Annotated in this window: 20 protein-coding genes; 11 read left to right on the forward strand and 9 right to left on the reverse strand. The window is 66.7% G+C overall.

Translation table 11 applies throughout. The annotated features are described in order from the left end of the window. Window positions 1–57: 57 nt before the first annotated feature. On the reverse strand, window positions 58–939 hold the full coding sequence (locus AC5P5S_RS03460) for a sigma-E factor negative regulatory protein (RefSeq protein WP_005414198.1): 882 nt from the start codon (window positions 937–939) through the stop codon (window positions 58–60). After that, entirely contained in the window at window positions 936–1,556 is a 621-nt protein-coding gene (gene rpoE, locus AC5P5S_RS03465; protein WP_005414197.1) for an RNA polymerase sigma factor RpoE, read from the reverse strand. Before rpoE ends, AC5P5S_RS03460 begins: the two co-directional genes overlap by 4 nt. 235 nt (window positions 1,557–1,791) lie before the next feature. On the opposite strand from rpoE, the gene AC5P5S_RS03470 reads away from it, so the two are divergent. From AC5P5S_RS03470 to AC5P5S_RS03485, 4 genes are all read left to right on the forward strand, one after another. Then, entirely contained in the window at window positions 1,792–3,855 is a 2,064-nt protein-coding gene (locus AC5P5S_RS03470) for a 3-hydroxyacyl-CoA dehydrogenase NAD-binding domain-containing protein (protein WP_024958698.1), read from the forward strand. A 635-nt stretch (window positions 3,856–4,490) separates the two neighbouring features. Next, the gene (locus AC5P5S_RS03475; RefSeq protein ID WP_005410608.1) at window positions 4,491–5,354 is read left to right on the forward strand and encodes a pirin family protein; all 864 of its coding nucleotides are present in this window, start codon (window positions 4,491–4,493) and stop codon (window positions 5,352–5,354) included. 121 nt (window positions 5,355–5,475) lie between these two features. Then, window positions 5,476–6,195, forward strand: coding sequence for an aquaporin Z (gene aqpZ, locus AC5P5S_RS03480; RefSeq protein ID WP_005414195.1), 720 nt, complete (start codon window positions 5,476–5,478; stop codon window positions 6,193–6,195). Window positions 6,196–6,390: 195 nt separating this feature from the next. Further along, a complete protein-coding gene (locus tag AC5P5S_RS03485) occupies window positions 6,391–6,849 on the forward strand; it encodes a hypothetical protein (protein ID WP_005410610.1) in 459 nt (152 codons plus the stop codon). A 128-nt stretch (window positions 6,850–6,977) separates the two neighbouring features. Here AC5P5S_RS03485 and AC5P5S_RS03490 read toward each other — a convergent pair whose 3' ends face one another. Continuing rightward, complete coding sequence (locus tag AC5P5S_RS03490; RefSeq protein WP_005410611.1) at window positions 6,978–7,829, reverse strand: pirin family protein; 852 nt, start codon at window positions 7,827–7,829, stop codon at window positions 6,978–6,980. Window positions 7,830–8,044: 215 nt separating this feature from the next. Here AC5P5S_RS03490 and AC5P5S_RS03495 point away from each other — a divergent pair, with 215 nt between their 5' ends. Continuing rightward, window positions 8,045–10,126: a carbon starvation CstA family protein gene (locus AC5P5S_RS03495; protein WP_005410612.1), complete on the forward strand. Its 2,082-nt coding sequence runs from the start codon at window positions 8,045–8,047 to the stop codon at window positions 10,124–10,126. Then, window positions 10,126–10,350 carry a YbdD/YjiX family protein gene (locus tag AC5P5S_RS03500; protein ID WP_005410613.1) on the forward strand — a complete coding sequence of 75 codons (225 nt, stop codon included), beginning with the start codon at window positions 10,126–10,128 and terminating at the stop codon, window positions 10,348–10,350. The genes AC5P5S_RS03495 and AC5P5S_RS03500 overlap by 1 nt, the downstream gene beginning before the upstream one ends. Window positions 10,351–10,701: 351 nt before the next feature. Here the strand turns inward: AC5P5S_RS03500 and AC5P5S_RS03505 are convergent, their stop codons facing one another. Beyond that, entirely contained in the window at window positions 10,702–11,952 is a 1,251-nt protein-coding gene (locus tag AC5P5S_RS03505; protein WP_012480981.1) for a DUF819 family protein, read from the reverse strand. A gap of 127 nt (window positions 11,953–12,079) precedes the next feature. Between AC5P5S_RS03505 and AC5P5S_RS03510 the strand changes: the two genes are divergently transcribed. Further along, window positions 12,080–12,469: a VOC family protein gene (locus AC5P5S_RS03510; protein WP_062607893.1), complete on the forward strand. Its 390-nt coding sequence runs from the start codon at window positions 12,080–12,082 to the stop codon at window positions 12,467–12,469. 86 nt (window positions 12,470–12,555) lie between these two features. Here AC5P5S_RS03510 and AC5P5S_RS03515 read toward each other — a convergent pair whose 3' ends face one another. Both AC5P5S_RS03515 and AC5P5S_RS03520 read right to left on the reverse strand, forming a co-directional pair. After that, window positions 12,556–13,842 (reverse strand): sensor histidine kinase, encoded by a 1,287-nt coding sequence (locus tag AC5P5S_RS03515; protein WP_005410616.1) that lies wholly within the window; start codon window positions 13,840–13,842, stop codon window positions 12,556–12,558. After that, window positions 13,829–14,542, reverse strand: coding sequence for a response regulator transcription factor (locus AC5P5S_RS03520; protein ID WP_005410617.1), 714 nt, complete (start codon window positions 14,540–14,542; stop codon window positions 13,829–13,831). Before AC5P5S_RS03520 ends, AC5P5S_RS03515 begins: the two co-directional genes overlap by 14 nt. A 131-nt stretch (window positions 14,543–14,673) precedes the next feature. On the opposite strand from AC5P5S_RS03520, the gene AC5P5S_RS03525 reads away from it, so the two are divergent. The 4 genes from AC5P5S_RS03525 to AC5P5S_RS03540 all read left to right on the forward strand — a co-directional run bounded on the left by AC5P5S_RS03525 (window position 14,674) and on the right by AC5P5S_RS03540 (window position 21,500). After that, on the forward strand, window positions 14,674–16,377 hold the full coding sequence (locus AC5P5S_RS03525; protein WP_005410618.1) for an ArnT family glycosyltransferase: 1,704 nt from the start codon (window positions 14,674–14,676) through the stop codon (window positions 16,375–16,377). A 111-nt stretch (window positions 16,378–16,488) separates the two neighbouring features. Beyond that, entirely contained in the window at window positions 16,489–17,241 is a 753-nt protein-coding gene (locus AC5P5S_RS03530; protein ID WP_062607895.1) for a phosphatase PAP2 family protein, read from the forward strand. Next, a complete protein-coding gene (locus AC5P5S_RS03535) occupies window positions 17,238–18,887 on the forward strand; it encodes a phosphoethanolamine transferase (protein ID WP_062607898.1) in 1,650 nt (549 codons plus the stop codon). Before AC5P5S_RS03530 ends, AC5P5S_RS03535 begins: the two co-directional genes overlap by 4 nt. 648 nt (window positions 18,888–19,535) lie before the next feature. Beyond that, a complete protein-coding gene (locus AC5P5S_RS03540) occupies window positions 19,536–21,500 on the forward strand; it encodes a M2 family metallopeptidase (RefSeq protein WP_495276288.1) in 1,965 nt (654 codons plus the stop codon). Window positions 21,501–22,135: 635 nt separating this feature from the next. Here AC5P5S_RS03540 and AC5P5S_RS03545 read toward each other — a convergent pair. From AC5P5S_RS03545 to AC5P5S_RS03555, 3 genes are all read right to left on the reverse strand, one after another. Beyond that, window positions 22,136–22,528: a hypothetical protein gene (locus tag AC5P5S_RS03545; protein WP_005410623.1), complete on the reverse strand. Its 393-nt coding sequence runs from the start codon at window positions 22,526–22,528 to the stop codon at window positions 22,136–22,138. Window positions 22,529–22,596: 68 nt separating this feature from the next. After that, a complete protein-coding gene (locus AC5P5S_RS03550) occupies window positions 22,597–23,493 on the reverse strand; it encodes a siderophore-interacting protein (RefSeq protein WP_062607900.1) in 897 nt (298 codons plus the stop codon). Between the two features lie 140 nt (window positions 23,494–23,633). After that, entirely contained in the window at window positions 23,634–24,860 is a 1,227-nt protein-coding gene (locus tag AC5P5S_RS03555) for a multidrug effflux MFS transporter (RefSeq protein ID WP_062607982.1), read from the reverse strand. Window positions 24,861–25,038 lie beyond the last annotated feature (178 nt).

Raw genomic sequence — 25,038 nt, forward strand, 5'->3', positions numbered from 1 at the left:
ATCGGATGGAAAGAGGAATACGGGCCCCGCTGACGGCGGGGCGTGAAAGCGCCCGGCTCAGTCGCGCGGGCGCGGCGGCACCGGCAGGTCGTCCTGCAGGCGCGGCTCGAACGGGTAGAACGCGGCGCCACCGGTATGGGCCGGGAAGCTGGCATTGAGCGCGCCGCCGGCGGCAGGCGCCAGGCTGGAACGCGGCCACGGCCGCGCCTGCAGCCCACCGACCTCGCCAAACGGCATGTTGCGGCTGCCATTGGCGGGTACGGTCGGGGTCAGCGGCGCCTGCGCAGCAGCCACCGCGCGTTGCGGCACGTCCTCACGCTGGGCGGCACGCGCGGCCTGCTGGCTGCGGGTAGCACTGGCGCGGCGGGTGTCCTGGCGGCGACCGGCAGTGGCCATCGCCAGGGCGGGAGCCGCCGCCACAGCCATCGCGGCCGTGTCTGCAGAGGCTTCGGTAACCGGGGCAGGATCGGTCGGCACGGTCGGCAGCTCCGCCTGGCTGGCGATCACCTGAGGTGCCAACGGCTCGCCCGGGGTGGCTTCCTTCAGCTTCTCACCGCCCATGAACAGCGCCACCGCTGCCACTGAAGCGGCCAGTGCGGCACCACCGCCCCAGGCCCGCCAGCCACTGCGACGCACCTGACGGCGCGGCTCGGCCTGCGGCGCAGGCTCGGCGGCGATGGCAGCAGCCACGGCGGAACTGAACCCGGCCGGGGCCAGTGCCGACGCCTGCCCACGCATCACGTCGCCCAGCAGCTGCCAGCGCTCCTGGCAGCCGGCCAGTTCGGGGTCATGCTCCATCCGCCGCAGCAGGAAGCGCGCTTCATCGGCGCCCAGCTCGCCATCGACCAGGGCCGACAGCTGCTCGCGATGGCGCTGGTCCAGGCGCTGCCCGGCGGGCGATTGATGGTTCTGCGATTCGTTGAACGGGTTACTGGTCATACGCGGCTCTTCTCACGGGTGGCGCTGCCGATGTCCAACAGCGGCCGGAGTTCGGTGTCGATCGCCTCGCGCGCCCGGAAGATCCGTGAACGCACGGTGCCGATCGGGCACCCCATTTTCTGCGCGATTTCCTCGTAGCTCAGGCCTTCCACCTCGCGCAGGGTGATCGCCGACCGGAGCTCTTCCGGCAGCGCGTTGACGGCCTTCATCACCGTCTGTTCCAGCTCCTGGCGCATCAACTCGCGTTCGGGCGTGTCGGTGTCGCGCAGGCGCGTACCACTGTCGAACTGTTCGGCATCGCCGATGTCGATGTCATCGGTCGGTGGCCGTCGATTGTGTGAAGCCAGGTAGTTTTTGGCGGTATTCACGGCGATTCGATGCAACCAGGTTGAGAACTGGGCGTCGCCACGGAAACTTCCGATCGCGCGATAGGCGCGGATGAAAGTGTCCTGGGCGACGTCCTGACATTCGCTCCAGTCGGCGATGTAGCGGCCGACAAGGGCCACCACGCGATGCTGGTACTTGCGCACCAGGACATCGAACGCGGCGCTCTCGCCGTGCTGCACGCGCCGGACCAGTTCCAGATCCAGCTCCTGTGGTGTATCAACCTCGGCCATGAGGGGCCGCACTCCTGTCAGCCCAACCGACGTCGGGCAATGAGACTGCCAATCCCGGGAAAAGTTCAGTCGCCGATCACCCGGCGCCGCACCAGCTTTTAACCACCGTTCCGTTAGCGTTCCGGTCCACGGCCATGGATCCGGGGTCGCCACTCCCCTGCTATTGGGATTTGACGCGGGGGAAACAACCTCTGGATCATAGCCGCTTCTCCATACACAACCGGATGGAACGTCCATGCTCTCAGGCTTCGATGGTCTCCGCTTCAGCCACTGGCACCCCGAGATCCGCGACGACGGCGTGGTGGTCCTCTCCCTGGATCGCCAGGACAGCAGCGTCAATGCCATGTCGCAGGATGTGCTGCTGGAGCTGGGTGACCTGCTTGAGCGCATTGCACTGGACCCGCCCAAGGGCGTGGTGATCCAGTCGCTGAAGAAAGCCGGCTTCATTGCCGGGGCGGACCTGAAGGAGTTCCAGGAGTTCGACCGTCGCGGCACCGTCAACGACGCCATCCGCCGCGGCCAGGCTACTTACCAGAAGCTGGCCGAGCTGCCCTGCCCCACCGTGGCGGCCATCCACGGCCATTGCCTGGGCGGCGGCACCGAGCTGGCGCTGGCCTGCCGCTATCGCGTGGCCTCCAATGACAGCAGCACCCGCATCGGCCTGCCGGAAACCCAGCTGGGCATCTTCCCGGGCTGGGGCGGCAGCGCGCGCCTGCCGCAGCTGGTCGGCGCGCCAGCGGCAATGGACATGATGCTGACCGGCCGTACGCTGTCGGCCTCGGCCGCGCGTGGCATCGGGCTGGTCGACAAGGTGGTGGCACCGGCCGTGGTGCTCGACACCGCCGTGGCGCTGGCGCTGTCCGGCACCACGCGCCCGTTCAAGCAGCGCGCAACGGCCTGGGCCACCAACACCTGGCTGGCACGCACGCTGCTGGCACCGCAGATGGTCAAGCAGGTCGCACGCAAGGCCAAGAAGGACCAGTATCCGGCGCCCTACGCGCTGATCAGCACCTGGCAGCGCAGTGGCGGCAAGCCGATCCAGGCGCGTCTGGACGCCGAGCGCCGCGCGGTGGTGAAGCTGGCCAGCACCCCGACCGCGCGCAACCTGATCCGCATTTTCTTCCTCACCGAACGCCTGAAGGGCCTCGGTGGTGGTGATTCCGGCATCCGCCACGTGCACGTGGTCGGCGCCGGCGTGATGGGCGGTGACATCGCCGCCTGGGCCGCCTACAAGGGCTTTGAAGTGACTCTCCAGGACCGCGAGCAGCGCTTCATCGACCCCGCCATGGAGCGCGCGCAGGCGCTGTTCGCCAAGAAGGTGCGCGACGAGAGCAAGCGCCCCGCCGTGGCCGCGCGCCTGCGTGCCGACCTGGAAGGCAACGGCGTGGCCGAGGCCGACCTGGTGATCGAAGCGATCATCGAGAACCCGGAAGCCAAGCGTGCGCTGTACCAGACGCTGGAACCGAAGATGAAGCTGGACGCGCTGCTGACCACCAACACCTCGTCGATTCCGCTGGTGGAACTGCGCGACCACATCCAGCGCCCGGCGCAGTTCGCTGGCCTGCACTACTTCAACCCGGTGGCGCAGATGCCACTGGTGGAGATCATCCACCACGACGGCATGGCGCCGGAGACCGAGCGCCGCCTCGCCGCGTTCTGCAAGGCGCTGGGCAAGTTCCCGGTACCGGTGGCCGGCAGCCCGGGCTTCCTGGTCAACCGTGTGCTGTTCCCGTACATGCTGGAAGCCGCCACCGCGTATGCCGAAGGCATTCCGGGCCCGGTGATCGACAGGGCCGCTGTGAAGTTCGGCATGCCGATGGGCCCGATCGAACTGATCGACACCGTCGGCCTGGACGTGGCCGCCGGCGTCGGCCGCGAACTGGCGCCGTTCCTGGGCCTGCAGATTCCAGCAGCCTTGCAGACGGTGGAGCCGGACAAGCGCGGCAAGAAGGACGGCCAGGGCATCTACACCTGGGAAAACGGCAAGCCGAAGAAGCCGGACGTGGCCAGCGATTACCAGGCCCCGGCCGATCTGGAGGACCGCCTGATCCTGCCGCTGTTGAACGAGGCGGTGGCGTGCCTGCACGAAGGCGTTGTGGCCGATGCGGACCTGCTGGATGCCGGCGTGATCTTCGGTACCGGCTTTGCCCCGTTCCGCGGTGGTCCGATCCAGCACATCCGTGCGGTCGGTGCCGATGCGATCGTCGAGCGGCTGAAGGCACTGCAGCAGCGTCACGGTGACCGCTTCGCCCCGCGCCCGGGCTGGGACAACCCCACCCTGCGCGAACCAGTGGTTTGAGTTTATCGGCCGGGCCTGCGGCCCGGCACCCGCGGTAGTGCCGGCCGCTGGCCGGCAACCTCAAAAGCCAGAGCCGGAGCAACAGCCGGCTCTGGCTTTTCTGTTTGTTGGGCGGGACGGTGTGGGCAGGCAGGACACGCCGTAAACCCATCCATGGGGGCTCGATGGCGCCATCCATGGCGCCAACGGTCCTGCCTGCCCACACCGCCCCACCCCTGACAGTTTCCCGGTGACGGTCGGTGAATCTCGATTCCGGTGTGGATCACTACGAACGGGTGGGTGGCTACCTGGGCCGCCACCAGGAGCGAAGCAACCAGCGTTTGATTTTGACTTTGATTTTCTTTTTTCTTCTCCGTGGCTGGACGCACACGGAAACTGTCAGAGGTCGGGCGGGGGGGATTCGCGGGGGTGTCCGCGGCATGGATGCCGCGGCCAAGCCTCCACGGACGGATTCACGGCGTCCCCCGCGAACCCACCCCGCCCGGCCAAGCGCGGCTTTTGCTTTACGCGACCAACCCCACAGCCACGAGGGGCTGCGCCGTTGGCTGGAACACCCTGTTACCCATACGGGGCATGTGCCCGTCACAGCTGCATGCGATGCTGACCGCCTGATCCCTGCCAGCGAGAACGCCCGCATGACCACCATCATCGCCCCGCGCGTGCACGACATCGGCGGACTCGAAGTCCGTCGCGCCGTCCCCACCCTGCAGGCGCGCAGCATCGGCTCGTTCGTGTTCGTCGACCAGATGGGCCCGGCGCTCATGCATCCCGGCACGGCCATCGACGTGCGCCCGCATCCGCATATCGGCCTGGCCACCGTCACCTATCTGTGGTCGGGCGCCATCGGCCATCGCGACACACTCGGTTCGGACCAGGTGATCCGACCCGGAGACGTCAACTGGATGACCGCTGGCCGCGGCATCGCCCATTCCGAGCGCACGCCGCAGCCGGACCGCGATCACGACAACCCGATCCACGGCATGCAGACCTGGGTGGCGCTGCCGAAGTCACATGAAGAGATCGAGCCGGCGTTCTACCACCACGCCGCGGCCACCCTGCCCGAGCAGCGCCGCAACGGTGCCTGGCTGCGCGTCATCGCCGGCCGCGCCTATGGCGAGGAATCGCCGGTGAAGGTGTTCGCCGACACCCTCAACGTGGCAATCGATCTCGACCCGGATGCGGAAATCGATATCGACGACGGCCACCGCGAGCGCGCGCTGTACATCCTCGAAGGCGACGCACAGCTGGATGGCGTGGACATCCCTGCACAGCATCTGGTGATTCCCGAAGCCGGCGCACGTGGCCGCCTGCGCGCGAAGACGCCGGTGAAGGCGATGCTGTTCGGTGGCGAGCCGCTGGATGGCCCGCGTCACCTGTGGTGGAACTTCGTGTCCAGCTCGAAGGAACGCATCGAGCAGGCCAAGCACGATTGGGAGGCCGGCCGCTTCGGGACCATTCCGGGCGACGACAAGGAATTCATCCCGCTGCCGCAGTACTGAACATCGCGTGTTGCACACATCCGAAGGTGTATGCCTGCACCCGGCGTTGACGCTACAGTCACCCGCTGATCATTGAAATGTGACATAAATCACATTTTCGACCGTCAAAGGAGTGCAACACATGAGCATGGGTAAACGCTTGTCCGCCGAATTCCTCGGCACGTTCTGGCTGGTTCTGGGTGGCTGCGGCAGTGCGGTGCTGGCCGCCAAGTTCGGCGGTGACAGCAATCCGCTGGGTATCGGGTTCCTCGGCGTGGCGCTCGCCTTCGGCCTGACCGTGGTGACCGGCGCCTATGCGTTCGGCCATATCTCCGGCGCGCACTTCAATCCGGCGGTCAGCGTCGGCCTGTGGGCCGGTGGCCGCTTCCCGACCAAGGACCTGGTGCCGTACATCATCGCCCAGGTGGCTGGTGGCCTGTTGGCCGGCTTCATCCTGCTGCAGATCGCCTCGGGGGCCAGCGGCTTCGCCATCGACGGCAGCCAGGCCGGTGCGTTCGCCAGCAATGGCTATGGTGCGCTGTCGCCCGGCGGTTACAGCGTGGCGGCGGCCTTCCTGTGCGAAGTGGTGCTGACCGCCGTGTTCCTGATCGTGATCATGGGCGCCACCCACGGCAAGGCACCGGCTGGCTTCGCGCCGCTGGCGATCGGCCTGTCGCTGACCCTGATCCATCTGATCAGCATCCCGGTCACCAACACCTCGGTGAACCCGGCCCGCTCCACCGCCGTGGCCTTCTTCGCCGGCAGCGGGGCGGTCAGCCAGCTGTGGCTGTTCTGGGTCGCCCCGCTGCTGGGCGGTGCGATCGGCGGCATCATCTACAAGTGGCTCGGCAACGACCGCTGAGGCCTGTGCGGACCATTGCGGCCGACCTTCGGCCGCAATGGTTACGCTTGTAACCGCAATTTGTGCGATCGCTCACGTTCCGTTAAGGTTGAGTTGACCGTCCGTGCACATGCCGGCCGGCGGGGCATCCGGGGATGGGATGCCAAGGCCGCCGGTCCATCCGACGGAGCCACGACACACCACCTTGGGGGATGCATGAAGTTCGCGCCTGTAGTGTTGTCGAGCCTGCTGTTCGCTGCGGCCCAGGCCGCCGCGCAGGCTCCCACCGAATGTCCTTCATTGCCGGCCAACAGCGGCCTGCAGTGGCAACAGCAGGCACAGGCCGATTTCCTGGTCTGCCGTGCCAGCACCAGCGATGGCCGCGAGGTACTGAGCCTGATGCTCAGTGCACGCGATCCCAACCTTCCATTGAACCGCTCGCTGCGCCACGAAAAGGGCAGCTTCGGCGGTGAATCACTGTACTGGTACCAGCCCGATCTGGGAGGCCAGCAGCCGCCCGGTTATGCCGAGCGCCGCATCAGCGTGGTCAAGCTCGACAAAGGGCGTTACGCGCAGATTTCGCTGTATCCGGACAGCGCGCAGGAACTGGGTTCGCTGCAACAGCTGGCGCAGGGGATGAGCCTGACCCCGTCGGCCGTGGCTGCCGGGAACTGACGATGGCGGGGATGACTGCCTTGCAGCATCCCCGCAATGCGAGCCGACCTGACGGTAGTGCCGGCCGCTGGCCGGCACCTCGATCCGCCGTGACCGCAGGCAGTTGCCGGCCAGCGGCCGGCACCGCCTCAGAACTTGCCTTCCTGGAAATCGACGAAGGCCTGCATCAGTTCCTGCCGCGTGTTCATCACGAACGGGCCATGGCGCATCACCGGTTCTCGCAACGGACGACCAGCCACCAGGATCAGCCGCGCACCCTCGCTGCCGGCCGACAGATGCAGCTGCTCGCCACCGCCCAGCACCGCCAGTTCCTGGCGGGCGACGTCGCGCGCCGCGTCCTGCTCACCCACCGTCACCGCACCTTCGAACACATACGCGAAGGCGTTGTGCCCTTCCGGCAAGGCATAGGTCCAGGCGCGATCCGGGGCCAGCGTGATGTCCAGGTACAGCGGATCGGTGGCCGGCTGCACGATCGGGCCCTGCGTGCCATCCACGTTGCCGGCGATCACCTTCACTTCCACGCCGGCGTCCGGCTGCACCACGGGAATGCGCTCGGGCGCGAACTCCTGGTACTTCGGCTCGGTCATCTTCTCTTTCGCCGGCAGGTTCACCCACAGCTGGAAGCCGCGCATCTGACCGCTTTCCTGCTCGGGCATTTCCGAATGCACCAGGCCACGGCCTGCGGTCATCCACTGCACGCTGCCCGGGGTAAGCAGGCCCTCGTTGCCGTGGTTGTCGCGATGCCGCATGCGCCCGTCGAGCATGTAGGTGACGGTCTCGAAACCGCGATGCGGATGCTCCGGGAAGCCGGCGATGTAGTCCTCGGCACGGTCGGTGCCGAATTCATCGAGCAGCAGGAACGGGTCCAGGTCAGGCAGCGTCGGGCCGCCGATGACGCGGGTCAGGCGCACGCCGGCACCGTCGGAGGTGGGCATGCCACGGATGGTCCGCAGTACGCGGACCGGTTCGGGAAAGCTCATGGCGACTCCTGTTGGATGGATGCCACTGAAGATGGACGCCACATGGCCGCACGCCAATGGACGGCGCCGCAACCGATTGTTCCATCCCTGATGTTCGCTGCATGTCAGCACAACAAGCGTACGACCAAAGTACTACCGCCGATTCGTCCTGTGCCAATTGACCCTGCCGAGGGCACGCGGGACTCTTTGACTGTCTTTCCGGGAGAGAGCACCTCATGAAAGGGTTTTCCAAAATAGGCTGGGCGGTACTCGCCCTGCTCGGCGCCTTCTGTCTGGGCACCGTGGCCCTGCGCCGCGGCGAACACATCAATGCCCTGTGGATCGTCGTCGCCGCCGTTTCGCTGTACCTGGTGGCCTACCGCTTCTACAGCCTGTTCATCGCCAACAAGGTGATGCAGCTGGATCCGACCCGGGCCACCCCGGCGGTGATCAACAACGATGGCCTGGACTACGTGCCGACCAACAAGCACGTGCTGTTCGGTCACCATTTCGCAGCCATTGCCGGTGCCGGCCCGCTGGTGGGACCGGTGCTGGCCGCACAGATGGGCTACCTGCCCGGCCTGCTGTGGCTGGTGGTGGGCGTGGTGCTGGCCGGCGCGGTGCAGGACTTCATGGTCCTGTTCCTGTCCAGCCGCCGCAACGGCCGCTCCCTGGGCGATCTTGTGCGGGAAGAGATGGGCCAGGTGCCCGGCACCATCGCGCTGTTCGGTGCGTTCCTGATCATGATCATCATCCTGGCGGTGCTGGCGATGGTGGTGGTCAAGGCGTTGGCCGAAAGCCCGTGGGGCATGTTCACGGTGATCGCGACGATGCCCATCGCGATCCTGATGGGCGTGTACATGCGCTACATCCGCCCCGGCAGGATCGGCGAGATTTCGGTGGTCGGCCTGATCCTGCTGCTGGCCGCGATCTGGTACGGCGGCAAGGTCGCCGCCGATCCGGTCTGGGGCCCGGCCTTCACCTTCACCGGCACCCAGATCACCTGGATGCTGATCGGTTACGGCTTCGTCGCCTCGGTGCTGCCGGTGTGGCTGCTGCTGGCCCCCCGCGATTACCTGTCGACCTTCCTCAAGATCGGCACCATCATCGCGCTGGCCGTCGGCATCCTGATTGTGATGCCGGAACTGAAGATGCCGGCGCTGACCCAGTTCGCTGCCAGTGGTGATGGCCCGGTGTGGAAGGGCGGCATGTTCCCGTTCCTGTTCATCACCATCGCCTGCGGTGCGGTCTCCGGTTTCCACGCGTTGATTTCCTCCGGCACCACGCCGAAGCTGCTGGCCAATGAAGCGCACATGCGCTACATCGGCTACGGCGGCATGCTGATGGAATCGTTCGTGGCGGTGATGGCGCTGGTGGCGGCCTCGATCATCGATCCGGGCATCTACTTCGCGATGAACAGCCCGGCGGCGGTGATCGGTGCCGATGCGGCCTCGGCGGCGCACTACATCACCAACACCTGGGGCTTCACCATCACGCCCGAGCAGCTGACCGCGACCGCGGCGGCCATTGGCGAGCCGACCATCCTGCATCGCGCAGGTGGCGCACCGACACTGGCGGTGGGCATCGCGCAGATCCTGCACGAAGCGATTCCCAGTGGCAGCGACGCGATGATGGCGTTCTGGTACCACTTCGCGATCCTGTTCGAAGCGTTGTTCATCCTCACGGCGGTCGACGCTGGCACCCGTGCCGGTCGCTTCATGCTGCAGGACCTGCTGGGCAACTTCGTGCCGGCCCTGAAGAAGACCGAATCGTGGACCGCCAACATCATCGGTACCGCCGGCTGCGTGGCGCTGTGGGGCTACCTGCTCTACACCGGCGTGGTCGATCCGTTCGGTGGCATCCAGACGCTGTGGCCGCTGTTCGGCATCTCCAACCAGATGCTGGCGGGTATCGCACTGATGCTGGGCACGGTGGTGCTGTTCAAGATGAAGCGTGACCGCTATGCGTGGGTGACGGCCGTGCCGGCCATCTGGCTGCTGATCTGCACCACCTACGCCGGCTTCATCAAGATCTTCGACAGCAATCCGGCGCAGGGCTTCCTGGCCCAGGCACACAAGTTCCAGGCCGCCCTCGCCAGCGACACCATCACGGCACCGGCCAAATCGGTGGCGCAGATGAAGCAGATCGTGGTCAACGCCTACGTCAACACCGGCCTGACCGCGCTGTTCCTGCTGGTGGTGGGCGCAGTGCTGGTGTATTCGATCAAGACCATCCTGGCGGCCCGCCGCAATCCGCAGCGCAGCGACCGCGAGACCCCGTACGTGGCGCTGAAGCCACATGAAATGGTGGATCTGTGATGAGCACGCAACTGGTTCCCGCCGGCCAGTACCAGGCACACCGCCGCATCTGGCGGCGCCTGGTGCAGACCGCCCGACTGTGCTGTGGCATTCCTGATTACGACAACTACGTCCGGCACATGCTGGAAAAGCATCCGGACCAGGAGCCGATGGATTACAAGACGTTCTTCCGCGAGCGCCAGGAAGCGCGCTACGGCGGACGCAACGGTGGTCGCTGCTGTTGAGGTTCCAGGGTGGGTGCCGGGCTTGCAGCCCGGCGCCCGCAGAGGCCGGAGCAACGGCAACAGCTGAGGCGTCGGCTCTGGGTTTCTGTGTGGTTGGCGGGGTGGTGTCGGATGGCGGGGACGCCGTAAACCCATCCCTGGGGGCTTGGCCGCGGCATCCATGCCGCGGACACCCCGCCATCCGACACCACCCCACCTTCGACAGATTTCCGGTGACGGCGAGATGCATCAGGGGTCAGATCCGTTTCCTCCGGGAAACGGATCTGACCCCTTCCATGTTCATGGAGGCCCATGAAGTGCATCCACGCATGGCGTGGATCTACACAAGCATGACGCCGGGGCGGCCCGGACTCAGCCGTTGGCCATCCACTTCAGGATCAGGCCAGTGACATAGGCCAGCCCGGTGCCGGTGGCGTAGCCCACCGTGCCCAGCAGCACGCCCACCGGAGCCAGCGTCGGATGGAACGCCGCAGCCACCACGGGGGCCGAAGCGGCTGCGCCGATGTTGCCCTGCGAACCGATCGCGAAGAAGAACAGCGGCGCGCGCAGCAGCTTGGCCACCACCCACAGCACCAGCACATGCGTGGCCATCCAGATCGCGCCGAGCAGGAACAGCCACGGCCGGTCCAGCAGCGACAGCAGGTTCATCTGCATGCCGATGCAGGCGATCAGGAAGTACAGGAACACCGTGCCCAGCCGCGAAGCGCCCGCGGCTTCCAGCCGGCGCGCACGGGTGAAGCTCAGGCCCAGGCCCATCGCTGTCGACAGCAGGATCACCCACACGAACTGGCTGTCCAGGCTGAACTGGCTGGCCCAGCTGACATTGGTCTTGAACCAGCCCGCCAGCGGCGCGGCGATGGCATGGGCCAGGCCGACGCCGCCCAGTGCCACGCCGACGATCACCATCAGGTCGGTCATGCTGGGAATGCGCGCGTTCTGCGCCTCGTAGGCACTGATGCGCGCCTTCATCTCGTCGATGGCACGGGTATCGGCACCGTTGCGGGTATCGATCTGCTGCGCGCGGTTGGCCAGGAACAGCAGGATGGCCATCCACAGGCTGGCGCAGGCCACGTCGACCACTGCGAACTGGCCGAAGGTGGTGGCATCGGTGCCGAACACTTCACGCATGGCCACCATGTTGGCGCCGCCGCCGATCCAGCTGCCGGCCAGCGCCGCCATGCCGGCCCAGGTATCACCGGCCACGGTTTCGGGGTGGATCAGCTTCATCAGCTGGAACGAGACGATGGCGCCGAGCATGATGCCGGCGGTACCGGCGCAGAACACGATCAGCAGTTTCGGGCCGAGCTTGGCAATACCCTTGAGGTCGATCGACAGGGTCAGCAGGACCAGCGCGGCCGGCAGCAGCACGTCACGCGCGACCGGGTTGTACAGCGAGGTGTTGTGGCCGTCGATGACACCGGCGGTGTTGTAGATGGCGGGGACGAAGTAGCACAGCAGCAGCGCCGGCACCCAGGCGAAGATCTTCTTCAACAACGGGGTCGGGCCACTGGCGGCCCAGAAGATCAGGGCCAGGGTGGCGGCAATCAGGCCCAGGCCAACGATGTCGTTGCTGATCAGGGCAGTAGCGGGTTCGGTCGGCATGGGATCCTCTGTCGATCGAAAGAGCGGGAAAAAAAAGCGCCGCATGAAGCGGCGCACGCCGAGATTAACATTGTCTTCACGCCGGGTCATGCTGCAGTGCCGGCTGCCCTTTCCCGGAGCCACTCCCATGCAGCTCGGCGCCTTCTCCGTCAGCCTCTCGGTCAGGGACCTGGCGGCCTCCCGCAGCTTCTACGAAGCACTGGGCTTCTCGGTGACCGGCGGCGAGCCGGCGCAGAACTGGCTGGTGATGCGCAACAACGGCGTCATCATCGGCCTGTTCCAGGGCATGTTCGAGGGCAACCTGCTCACCTTCAACCCGGGCTGGGACCAGCACAAGCAGGAACTGCCCCACTTCCAGGATGTGCGTGAACTGCAGGCGGAACTGGATGCGAAGGGCATTGAACTGACGGTGCGTATCGACCCTCATGGGCGGGGCACCGGCTACCTGCAGTTGGCCGATCCCGACGGCAATGTGATCCTGATCGACCAGCACGTGGCGCGGCCGAACGGCCGGTAATGCGAACGGACATTGCGTGGGCAGGCGTCGACCTTGGTCGACGGGCAGCATGCCAACCAAGGTTGGCATCTACCAGGACGGCCGGTTCAGGCCGGACGTGAAGCGCTGAAATCGAGCGTGGCGCGCGTGCCACGCGGCTCGCAGGGCTGCAGCTGCAGGGTCCAGCCAAGGTGCTCGCAGAGCCGGGCGATCAGGTCCAGGCCGATGCCGCCGCCACGGTCGGCGCGCTCGCCGCGGGCCATCCGCGCGTGGATCGCCGCAATCTCCTCCGGGCTCATGCCATGTCCCGGGTCCTGCAGGGTCAGCACCGCCGACGAGCTCAGGCGCAACTCAATGTGGCCACGCCCGCTGTTCTCGATGGCATTGCGCAGCAGGTTGCCGATCGCGGCCTGCACGACGGCCAGCGGCGCGACAATATCCACCGGGGCCGCCTGGATGCCGATGCTCAGGTCCTTGTCACCGAGCAGGTGGCGATGGTCGTCGACGATTTCCGGCAGCAGCTGGTCCAGGGCGATGCGCTCGGCGCGCGCGGCCAGGCGCGCCGGGTCACGCGCCAGCACCAGCAGCAGTTCGATCAGCTGCTCCACGCTCTGCGCGGTGCGCAGCACGCGTTGCATCTGCTGGCGCGCGCGCTCGGGCAGGCCCGGCTGTTCCAGTGCCAGCTCTGCGGCACCGGTCATCACCGCAATCGGCGTACGCAGCTCGTGGCTGGCGGTGCTGATGAACACCCGCTCGCGTTCGACAAACTGCTCGTTGCGGTCCAGATAGTCGTTCAGTGCATCGGCAATGGTGTGCAGCTCGGAGCTGCCGCGCGGGTCGACCTCGATGCGCTGGCCCTGGACACCCGGCCGCAGCGCGGCGATGTGCTGCGCCAGCAGGCTCAACGGGCGCACCATGCGTTCCATGCCGAACGACGCCATCAGCACGGTGACGAAGATCATGATCACCCCGGCCAGCATCACCCAGCGCGTGGCGAACTGTTCCAGGTCATGGAAGTCGGAAATGTCCAGCGCCAGCGCCACCCGCCCCATCGAGCCGGTGTCACGCACCATCACCGCAGTCTGCCGCCCGTTGATCGGCACCCCGTCATGCAGCCCCGGGTGCAGCATGCGCACGCTTTCCGGCATGTTGCCTTCATCGAAGCGGAACAGGCTGAGCGTGTCCGAGTCCTGCCAGCGATAGTGCGGCTCGTGCTCGGTGTGCTCGACGATGCTGTCCAGTTCGGAATTGAGCAGCGCGCGCCAGGCAGCGTGCTCCGCATGTTCATGCACGTAGTTGCCGACGCTGAACACCGCGATCGACAGCAGCGCCAGATAGCCCAGCAACCACCACACCACGCGCCGGTACAACGGCCCCGGCTTACTCGCCTTCATCATCATCCTTGCCGGCATCGCTGGGCGTGGTCACGGCCAAGCGGTAACCCACCCGCGGCAGGGTATGGATCAGTTTCTCGGCGAACGGTCCGTCCACACTGCGGCGCAGCTCGTAGACATGCGAACGCAGCAGGTCGCCATCCGGCGGTTCGTCGCCCCACAGAGCGAATTCCAGCTGCTGGCGGGTCACCGCGCCGGGGCTGGCGCGCATGAGCACTTCCAGCAGCTTGCGGCAGGCCGGGTACAGGTGCAGCACCTGGGTGCCGCGCTGGGCTTCCAGGGTGGCCAGATCCAGCACCAGATCGCCCACCTGCAGGCGCTTGCGCGGGTTGCGGCCCTGCGCACGCAGCAGCAGCGCTTCCAGCCGCACCTCCAGCTCCGGGAGTGCGAACGGCTTGGTCAGGTAGTCGTCGGCACCGGCGCGGAAGCCGGCAATCTTGTCCGGCAGCTCGTCACGCGCGGTCAGCATGATCACCGGCACTTCCGATGCATGCTCGGCGCGCAGCCGGCGCAGCACCTCCGGGCCCTCCATGCGCGGCAGCATCCAGTCCAGGATGACGGCGTCATACGGATGGCTCCCGGCCAGGTGCAGTCCGGTGATGCCATCCGGCGCCACGTCGAGCACGTGCCCGCGCGACTCGAAATAGTCGAACAGGTTGGCCACCAGCTGGCGGTTGTCCTCGATCACCAACAGACGCATGCACGAAACACCCACGGAAGTTCGTACCATGGTAGCGCCGCACATGTCGGAATGCGGTCGCCCCGGCGCCGCTCTGACGCTTTTCCCACCCCCGCCACCTCAGAATGGCCGTTTTGCTCCCGGAGCCTGCCGTGCCCGTAGCCCTGCCCCGCCGTTGGCGCCTGCCCCTGTTGTGGCTGCTGATCATTGCTGCGCTGGCAGCGGGGATCGGCCTTCGGCAGCCGCAGCCGCCGGACGAGCCGCGCTTCGTGCTGGCGGCCCGGACCATGGTCGAGAGCGGGCAATGGCTGCTGCCGCACCGTGGCGTGGAACTGTATGCGGAGAAGCCACCCGTCTTCATGTGGCTGCAGGCCGCCGCCTACGAGATCGTCGGCAGCTGGCAGTGGTCCTTCCTGCTGCCGTCGTTGCTGGGCGCCCTGCTCAGCCTGTGGCTGGTGTCGGACCTGGCGCGGCGGCTGTGGTCGCCACGACATTCCATCTACGCCCTCGCTGCGCTGTTCTGCACCCTGCAGTTCGGGCTGATGGCCAAGCGCGCGCAGATCGACATGGTGCTGGTGGGCATGACCACCGTGGCCCTCTGGGGCCTGATGCGTCATCTGTGTGAACGCCGCAACCTGCCTGCCCTGTGGCTGGCCGGCTTCGCCGCAGGCGTCGGCACGGTGACCAAGGGCGTGGGTTTCCTGCCGCTGCTGATGGTGCTGCCCTGGTTCGGCTGGTGGCTGTACCAGCGCCGCCGCGGACGCACGGTGGAGGGTCCGCATCCGGCAACCCTGCTGTGGCTGATCCCGGCCTTCCTGCTGGGTGTCGGGGTGTGGCTGGCGCCGCTGGGCTGGGCCCTGCTGCACACGCCCAGTGCCGAACTGCAGGCTTATGCGCACGAGCTGCTGTTCAAGCAGACCGGCACCCGTTATGCCAATGCGTGGCACCACCGGCAGCCCGCCTGGTATTACCTGCAGGTGATCCTTACCCTGTGGCTGCCGGGCAGCCTGCTGCTGCCGATGCTGTTCAAGCCCTGGTGGCGCCGTATCCGCCGTGGCGACCGCCGCCAGTGGCTGCTGCTGGGCTGGGCCGTGCTGGTGCTGGTGTTCTTCAGCGCCAGCCCGGGCAAGCGCGAGGTGTACCTGCTGCCGATGTTGCCGGCGATGGCGCTGGCCGTAGCCCCGCTGCTGCCCGGCCTGCTGCGCCGCCTGTGCGTTCGCCGCTACCTGTTCGGCTACAGCGTGGTGCTGATGCTGGCCACTGGCACGCTGGGCGTGATGCTGCTGACCGAACACGCTTGGGCGGTGGCCCAGCTGGAACGCCGCGCCATGCCCGATACCCTGCTGCCGGTGCTGGGCGATGGCCTGCTGACCTTCGCCATCGCGCTGGCCACGCTGATCGTGTGGTTGCGGGTGCGCCGCGCGGCGACGCTGGTGCTGCTGACCCACGGCATGCTGTGGATGCTCTACGGCCTGGTACTGATCCCGGCGCTGGATCCCTATGCATCGGCGTCAGCGCTGATGCGCCGGGTCGGCGCGCGGATCGGACCGGATGCCGAACTGGCGCTGGTGGCCTGGCGCGAGCAGAACCTGCTGCAGGCCGACCGCCCGGTACGCGAATTCGGCTTCAAGCGGCCCTGGGCAGAGCAATGGCATGACGCCGGCCCTTGGCTCGCTGAGGCGCCGGACAAGCGCTGGCTGCTGGTGCTGGACGATGCGATGAGCCCCTGCGTGGATCCGGCCAAAGTGATCGACATCGGTGTTGCCAACAGGAATCGTTGGCAACTGCTTCCCGGTACCGCATGGAACCCGGAGTGCCACGCCGAGCGGACAGGATCGACCGCCGAAGAAGACTGAACGTTGACACGTGCCGGACGAACATTAACCCGGCACGAACGAGCATCCGACCCTTCTCCGACATCCAGGTGACGAGCATGACTGCGGATTCCCGAACCGCCCCTTCCCAGCATGCCCGTCCGTCCCCTTGATTCGGTAGCGCCGCTTGCGACATCACCACTGGCGTCTCGATTTGCCGTAACTCACCTCTGGCTGCCTGTCGCAATCGGTCTGCCATTGTTTACGCTGCTGATGGACTTCGGCGGTGATCAATGGGTGGCCGATCACCTGTTCCGTCTTGAAGGCAGCCACTGGGCGCTGCAGGACGCCTGGATCACCCGCAGCGTCGTGCACAAGGCCGGCAAATGGTTGAGCACGGCGGCAGCGCTGGTCGTGACCCTGCTGTGCTTCCACCACTGGCGTAGGGGTCGCGATCGCACCCTGCAATGGGCGCTGCTTTATGTCGTGATTGCCATGGCACTGGGCACCGGCGTGATCTCCCTGCTGAAGTCGCTGGTGCCGATGGAATGCCCGTGGGACCTGCTGCGCTACGGTGGCCACCAGCCTTTCATCGGTCTGTTCACCCTGCGCCCGGAAGGCATGCCGGCACAGGCCTGCTTCCCGGCAGGCCACGCCAGCGCAGGCTATGCGTGGCTCTGCCTGTACTTCTTCGCGTTGCTGTGGCGGCCGTCCTGGCGCTGGACCGGGCTCTGGATCGGCCTCGGCGCCGGCCTGGTGTTCGGGATCAGCCAGCAGTTGCGGGGCGCCCATTTCCTTTCGCATGACATTGCCACCGCGTTGATATGTTGGCTGCTTTCGTTGGGCCTGTATGTTCTGATCCACCGTCAGCTGGACCGTCCCCACCGCCAGGAGGCAAACGCATGAGTGCATCGGTCCAACGCCCCGCCCGCCTCCCCGCCCTTGCGGGTCTTCGCAACTGGCGGCCGCAGCTCTCCACGGAAGCACTGATCGCGCTGACCAGCCTGTTCTTCGCGGTGGCCGGCAACGGCCTGTTCTGGCACAGCGCGATGGCGAGCCATCCAGGCAGCCTGCGTTACGCGCTTTCACTGCTGCTGTTGCTGCTGGGTGCGCACGGCGTGCTGCTGGGCATCCTGGTCTGGCGCTGGAATGCCAAAGTGGTAATCAGCCTGTTGCTGCTGGTGACGGCGTTCGCTGCGCACTACATGAGCCGGTACCACATCTATCTGGATGCGGACATGCTGCGCAACGTGCTGGCGACCGACCCCAAGGAGAGCCGCGAGCTGATGACCGTATCGCTGCTGTGGCCGCTGCTGCTGCTGGCCGTGCTGCCGATGGTGGTGCTGTGGCGCGTGCAGCTGCGCCGACGCAGTTGGGGCCGCAGCCTGCTGTGGCGACTCGGCTTCCTGGTCGTGGCGGCGGCGACCGCAGTTGGCGGTGCGCTGATCTCGTTCCAGGATGTCTCGGCGCTGATGCGCAACCAGCGCGAAGTACGCTATCTCGCCACCCCGGCCAACGTGCTGCTCGGTATGCCGCGCGCGCTGCGTGGCGACAACCCGGTGCAGCGCGCGCCGAAGCTGCCGATCGGCACCGACGCCAAGGCCACGCCACGCGCCCCGGCCAGCAAGCCGCGCCTGCTGGTGATCGTCATGGGCGAAACCGTGCGCGCGCAGAACTGGGGGCTCAACGGTGGCCGCAACACCACCCCGGAGTTGGCCCAGGCACCGGTGATCAACTTCCCCGACATGCACTCCTGCGGCACCAGCACCGAAGTATCGCTGCCGTGCCTGTTCTCGCCGTGGGGACGCCACGACTACGATGAAAAGAAGATCCGTGCACACCAGTCGCTGCTGCACGTGCTGAACCGCGCCGGCATCGCGCCGTTGTGGCGTGACAACCAGTCCGGCTGCAAGGGCGTCTGCGAAGGGCTGGAGTTCCAGTCGCTGTCCGATGCGACCACGCCGGGGCTGTGCGCCGATGGCCGCTGCATGGACGAGATCCTGCTGCAGGACCTGGCCACCCAGGTGCGTGCCAAGCCCGGTGACCGCGTGGTGGTGCTGCACCAGCTGGGCAACCACGGCCCGGCCTACTTCGAGCGTTACCCGGCAGCCTTCGCGCGCTTCAAGCCAACCTGCGACACCCGTGACATCGGCCGTTGCTCTCGCGAAGAGATCACCAACAGCTATGACAACGCGGTGTTGTACACCGATCATTTCCTGAGCAAGACCATCGGCACCCTGCAGGGCATGCAGGATTACGACACGGCGATGATCTACCTGTCCGATCATGGTGAATCGCTGGGCGAGAAGGGCCTGTTCCTGCATGGCGTGCCGTATGCGATCGCTCCGGCCGAGCAGACCCGCGTACCGATGACGATGTGGTTCTCGCCGGGCTTCGCCAGCAGCCGTGGGTTGGACCTGCAGTGCGTGCGCAAGCGTTCGGCGGCCTATACCGACCACGACAACCTGTTCCCGTCGGTGCTGGGCCTGATGCAGGTCAAGACCTCGCTGTACGAGCGCGATCGCGACCTGTTCGCCAACTGCGAAGGTTGAGGGTTGTTCGGCAGGGCTTGCAGCCCTGCACCTGCGGTAGTGCCGGCCGCTGGCCGGCAGCCTCGACAGCAACAGCAACAGCAACAGCAACAGCAAAAGCAAAAGCAAAAGCAAAAGCTGGCATTCCGTGGATTGGCGGGGTGGGTCCGGTTGCGGGGGACGCTGCAAGTACGTCCATGTAAGCTCGGTCGCCGCATCCATGCGGCTCACGCCCCCGCAACCGGACCCACCCCGCCTTCGACAGATTTCCGCGATCTGTTGGAACGACCTTGGGGTCGGATCCGTTTTCCTGAGGAAAACGGATCCGACCCCATTTTGATTTTCGATACCTGACAGATGTGTCGACCAAGGTCGACACCCACCAACGGCCGCCGCGATCTGTCAGAGGTGGGGCGGTGTGGGCTTGCAGGACCGTTGGCGCCATGGATGGCGCCATCGAGCCCCCATGGATGGGTTTACGGCGTGTCCTGCAAGCCCACACCGCCCCGCCATCCCACGGATAGCCCGCTTCTGCTGTTGCTTTGGCCGTTGCCGTTGCTTCTGCGGGTGCAGGGCGCAGCCCTGCCGAACCCGGCCGACTTCCGCCACTTGCGGTCGCAGCCACTGCCCACTAGCCTTCGGCCGTCGTTCACCACCCAAGGACCGCCCGTGAAACACCGTCATCTCCTGCTGGCCTCGGCAATCGCCGCCGCCACGCTGGCCCTGGCCGCCTGCAAAAAGGAAGCTGCCCCAGGCACCGATACCGCCAGCAGCAGCGCCCCGGCCGGCGAAACCGCCGACCAGTTCGTGGCCCGCATCAATGCCGAATTCAAGGCCGCCTACCCGGAGATGACCTCGGCGCAGTGGCTGTCTTCCACCTACATCAACAGTGATTCCGAACGCATCGCGGCCAAGGCCAACGAGCGCTCGCTGACCCAGCTCAACAGCTGGATCGAGCAGGCCGCCAAGTTCGACGGCAAGCCGATGAGCGAGGACAGCAAGCGTGCGATCCACCTGCTGAAACTGATGTCCTCGATGCCGGCGCCGCGCGATCCGGCCAAGCTGGCCGAGCTGACCCAGATCGCCACCCGCATGGAAGGCAGCTACGGTGCCGGCAAGTACTGCACCGACGCCAACGATCCGAACTCCTGCCGCCAGCTGGGCGAGCTGGAACAGGTACTGGCGCGCAGCCGCGACTACGACAAGCAGCTTGACGCCTGGCAGGGCTGGCACAGCACCACCAAGAGCATGCGCGGCGACTACCAGAAGTTCGTCGGCCTGGTGAACGAAGGCGCCAAGGGCATGGGCTTCACCGATGCCGGCCAGATGTGGCGCAGCGGCTACGACATGCCGCCGGAGCAGATCGGCCCGGAAACCGACCGCCTGTGGGAACAGGTCAAGCCGATGTACGAGCAGCTGCACTGCTACGCGCGCGGCAAGCTGGACAAGACCTATGGCAAGGACAAGGCCGAAGTTGGCAATGGCCTGATCGCCGCGCACCTGCTGGGCAACATGTGGCAGCAGGACTGGTCGAACCTGTGGGACCAGCTGGAACCGTACCCGGGCGCCGGCAGCCTGGACATCACCGCGGCGCTGGAAAAGCAGTACCAGACCAACCTGAGCGCGGCGCTGGCCAAGGCCGGCAAGGATGCCAACGTGGCCGCGCAGTACAAGGCGCAGCGCGAGGCCGAACTGCGTACCGCCAAGCAGATGACCGAGCGCGCGCAGGACTTCTACGTGTCGCTGGGCATGCCGTCGCTGCCGCAGTCCTACTGGGAAAAAACCCAGTTCATCAAGCCTGACGACCGCGACGTGGTCTGCCACGCCAGCGCCTGGGACATGAACATGGAAGGCGACGTGCGCACCAAGATGTGCATCAAGCCGAACGAAGAGAACTTCACCACCATCTACCACGAGCTGGGCCACATCTATTACGACCTGGCCTACAACCCGCTGCCGCCGCTGTTCCAGGACGGTGCCAACGATGGCTTCCATGAAGCGATCGGCGACACCATCGTGCTGGCGATGACGCCCAAGTACCTCAGCTCGATCGGCCTGGTCGATGCGCCGACCGAAAGCCGCGAGGCGGTCATCAACAACCAGATGCGCATGGCGCTGTCAGGCGTGTCGTTCCTGCCGTTCGGGCTGATGATCGACCGCTGGCGCTGGGGCGTGTTCGATGGCTCGATCACTGCCGACAACTACAACAAGGCGTGGTGGGACCTGAAGGCCAAGTACCAGGGCGTGGCGCCGGCCAGCACCCGTGGCGAAGAGTTCTTCGATCCGGGCGCGAAGTACCACGTGCCGGGCAACACTCCGTACACCCGCTACTTCCTGGCGCGCATCCTGCAGTTCCAGTTCTACAAGGGCCTGTGCGACGCGTCCGGCTACAAGGGCCCGCTGCATGAGTGCACCTTCTACGGCAACAAGGAAGCCGGCCAGAAGTACTGGGCGATGCTGAGCAAGGGTGCCAGCCAGCCGTGGCAGGCCACGCTGAAGGAGCTGACCGGTACCGACAAGCTCGATGCCGGCCCGATGATCGAGTACTTCACCCCGGTCAACGAGTGGCTGAAGCAGCAGAACGAAGGCCAGATGTGCGGCTGGCAGGCCAACGCGGCCCCGGCGGCGAAATGAGAAAAGGGGCGGGTCCGAAAGGATCCGCCCCTTTCCGGTAGTGCCGGCCGCTGGCCGGCAACTCCGCGATGAAGACCGAACGGGCAGCCGGCCAGCGGCCGGCTCTACCGAAACGGCAGTCAAAGGCCAGATGTGCGGCTGGCAGGCCAACGCGGCCCCGGCGACGAAATGAAAAAAGGGGCGGATCCGAAAGGATCCGCCCCTTTCCGGTAGTGCCGGCCGCTGGCCGGCAACTACGCGATGAAGACCCAACAGGCAGCCGGCCAGCGGCCGGCTCTACCGAAACAGCAGTCAAAGGCCAGATGTGCGGCTGGCAGGCCAACGCGGCCCCGGCGGCGAAATAAAAAAAGGGGCGGATCCGCGAGGATCCGCCCCTTTCTGGTAGTGCCGGCCGCTGGCCGGCAACTGCACGGTGGAAATCCGTCTGGCAGTCGGCCAGCGGCCGGCTCTACCGAAACAGCAGTCAAAGGCCAGATGTGCGGCTGGCAGGCCAACGCGGCCCCGACGGCGAAATGAAAAAAGGGGCGGGTCCGAAAGGATCCGCCCCTTTCCGGTAGTGCCGGCCGCTGGCCGGCAACTACGCGATGAAGACCCAACGGGCAGCCGGCCAGCGGCCGGCTCTACCGCAACAGCGGTCAGCTGTTCTTCTTCGCGGCCATCGCTGCGGCCAGCTCGGCCTTGAATTCCTCGAAGGTCTGGCCCTTCTCCCTGGCTTCGGCCTGTGCGGCATCGCGCAGTGCATCGGAGTACATCAGGCGCACCGGCGTGCCGTTGCGCTCGTGCAGTTCACCGGCCTGCATGATCAGCGCCAGCACCTGCGCAGCGCTCTCGCTGTGGCCCGCGATGCGGCCGTCCATGCCCAGTACCCATTCGCCGTCGCGGCGCACGACACCGGCCAGCAGGGTGCGCTGTGCATCGCGCAGTTCCGCATGCGGCTCCACCGGCGAGGCCTGCGCGGCGGCCTTGTTGGCGGCCTGCTTTTCCTGGCGACGGCGCTGGTCGCGGCGGGTCTTGGAGCTGGTGGACATGGTGCGGTACCGCTGCGAAGGGGGGCGCAAGGATAGCGCACCCCGCCCGCAGCACCGCTTCACACCCCTCAGTCCAGCACTTTGCCGTGCCGCCAGTAGCCCATGAAGGTGATCGCGCGGCGGTCCAGCCCGCAATCACGCACCAAGTGGCGGCGGATCGCCATCACCGCCCCCGCCTCGCCCGCCACCCAGGCATACAGCGGCCCGGCCACACCGGTTTCGGCCTGCTCCCAGAGGATCTGCGTATCGACGTCGATCTCCTCCAGCGCATCGCCGGCAGTCACGCCCGAGGTCGCTGCCAACCGCGCCTGGACCGCCTGCAGCAACCGCTGTCCGTAGGCGGCCTGCCCGCGCGGCAGCCAGACCAGCTCGGCGCTGGAGGGCGCCCTCAGGTGCACCGCATCACCGGCCTGCGCCACCTCCAGCAGCGCCAGCGTGCGCGGTGGGTCGACCATGGCCGCCAGCTCCTCGAGGATGCCGGCCACCGCAGGCAACGCGGTTTCATCGGCCACCAGCAGCACCTGGCCGACACCGGCCGGTGGCTTCCACTCCCAGCCCTCGCTGCTCCCGGCACAGTCGGCGTCCGGGGCCAGCAGCACCACGCGGTCGCCAGGGCGGGCGTGCATGGCCCAGCGCGAGGCGGGGCCGGTTTCGCCATGGATGACGAAATCGACGTCGACCTCGCCCTGCTCGGCGCGCAACTGGCGGATGGTGTAGGTACGCATCGGCGGGCGCTTGTCGTCCGGCAGGGCCCGGTAGCGTGGGTACCAGTCTTCACCGCTGGGGACCTGCGGCACCTCCTGGCCGGGCAAGGGGAAGAACACCTTGATGCGCTGGTCAGGGCCTTCGGTCTTCATCCGCGCCACGTCGGCACCGGTGAACACCATGCGGTCCAGGGAAGGGGAAAGAACGCGGCGCTCCTTCAGCGCCACCTCGAACAGGCGGTAGGTCTGCTGCGCAGCCATGGGGAACCTCATGCAACGACATCGGATTGGCTGGCTGTCGTGCATCCACGCACCGGCTGGCTGGAGTGCCCAGCCTAGTCCGGTCGTTCCTCTTCGCAAGCGTTGCGGGCAAAGCGGCCGGCCCTACCCCTGCGCGCTGCTCAATGGCCCGTGCAGGCCGCCTGTGCCGCGCGTTCACGCTGGTGTTCCCAGTACCAGAACACGAAGCCGGCGGCGAAGAACGCGGCCTGCCCCAGCGCCAGGTGCAGCGGGCTGGCGCTGAGCAGCGGCGACACCACGCCGGCCACCACCGTGCTGATCATCAGCTGCACGAAGGCCTGCAGCGACGAAGCCAGGCCGCGCTGGTGCGGGTACATGTCCAGCACCGCCAGCGCCAGGATCGGGAAGATCAATGCCATGCCCATGCCGCCCAGGAAGATCGGCAGCACCGCCCACGGCAGCACGAACTGCGGCGACAGCGCCACGTAGCCGACATTCAGCAGCACCGACAGCGCACACAGGCCGAAACCAATGGACACCTGGCGGGTGGGCGTGGTGTGCCCGGCCATGCGCCCGGACAGGAACGAGCCGGTGGTCATGCCGCCGATGGTGGGGATGAACAGCCAGGCAAAACCACCCTCGCCCAGATGCAGGTGCTGCATCACGAACACCGGCGCCGAGGAGATGTACAGGAAAATGCCGCCGAAACCGATGCTGCCGGCCAGCGCCAGGCGCAGGAACCGCGGGTTGAAACCGATGCGCACGTAATCACGCAGCAGCACGCGCGGTGACAACGGCACCCGTGCCTCCACCGGATGGGTTTCCGGCAGGTAGCGTGCAGTGGCCGCCAGCAGGATCAGCGCAAACACCACCAGGAACCAGAAAATCAGTGGCCAGCCAGCGCCACTGAGCAGGATCCAGCCGCCGATGATCGGTGCGATGGCCGGAGCGATGCCGAACAGCATCGAAACCTGGCTCATCAGGCGCTGCGCGTCGTGTCCGTGGTACAGGTCGCGGATCACCGCGCGGCCGACGATCATGCCGACGCCCGCTGACAGGCCCTGCAGCGCGCGGAACGCCAGCAGCGTGGTCAGGTCGGTGGACAGCGCGCAGCCGACCGAAGCGCCGACGAACACCACCAGGCCACCGAGGATCACCCGCTTGCGGCCCCAGGCATCGGACAGCGGGCCGTGCGCCAGGCTCATCAGGCCGTAGAACAGCAGGTACACGCTGATGGTCTGCTGCACCGCCACCTCGTCCACCGCCAGGCGCTGGGCCAGCTGCGGGAACGCGGGGAAGATGGTGTCGATCGAGAACGGACCGAACATGGCCAGGCCGGCGAGCAGCAGGGCCATGCGGCGGGTGGAGGGAGCAACAGCGGCGGTCATGGGAAAGGCGTCCGGCAGGGCCATGCGCGGCACGCACGGCGGGCGCCGGTCCCCTGCAGCAGGGACGGCGCCAGATGAATTCGGGTATCCCCCCATCATAGGTGGGGATTGCGCCTGATGCCATGCAGCAGTGCACAAAACGCACGGACGGGCCATCGGCCATTCAGGCGCGGCCGCC

It is taken from the genome of Stenotrophomonas sp. YJH_SMC_54 (genome assembly GCF_059368435.1).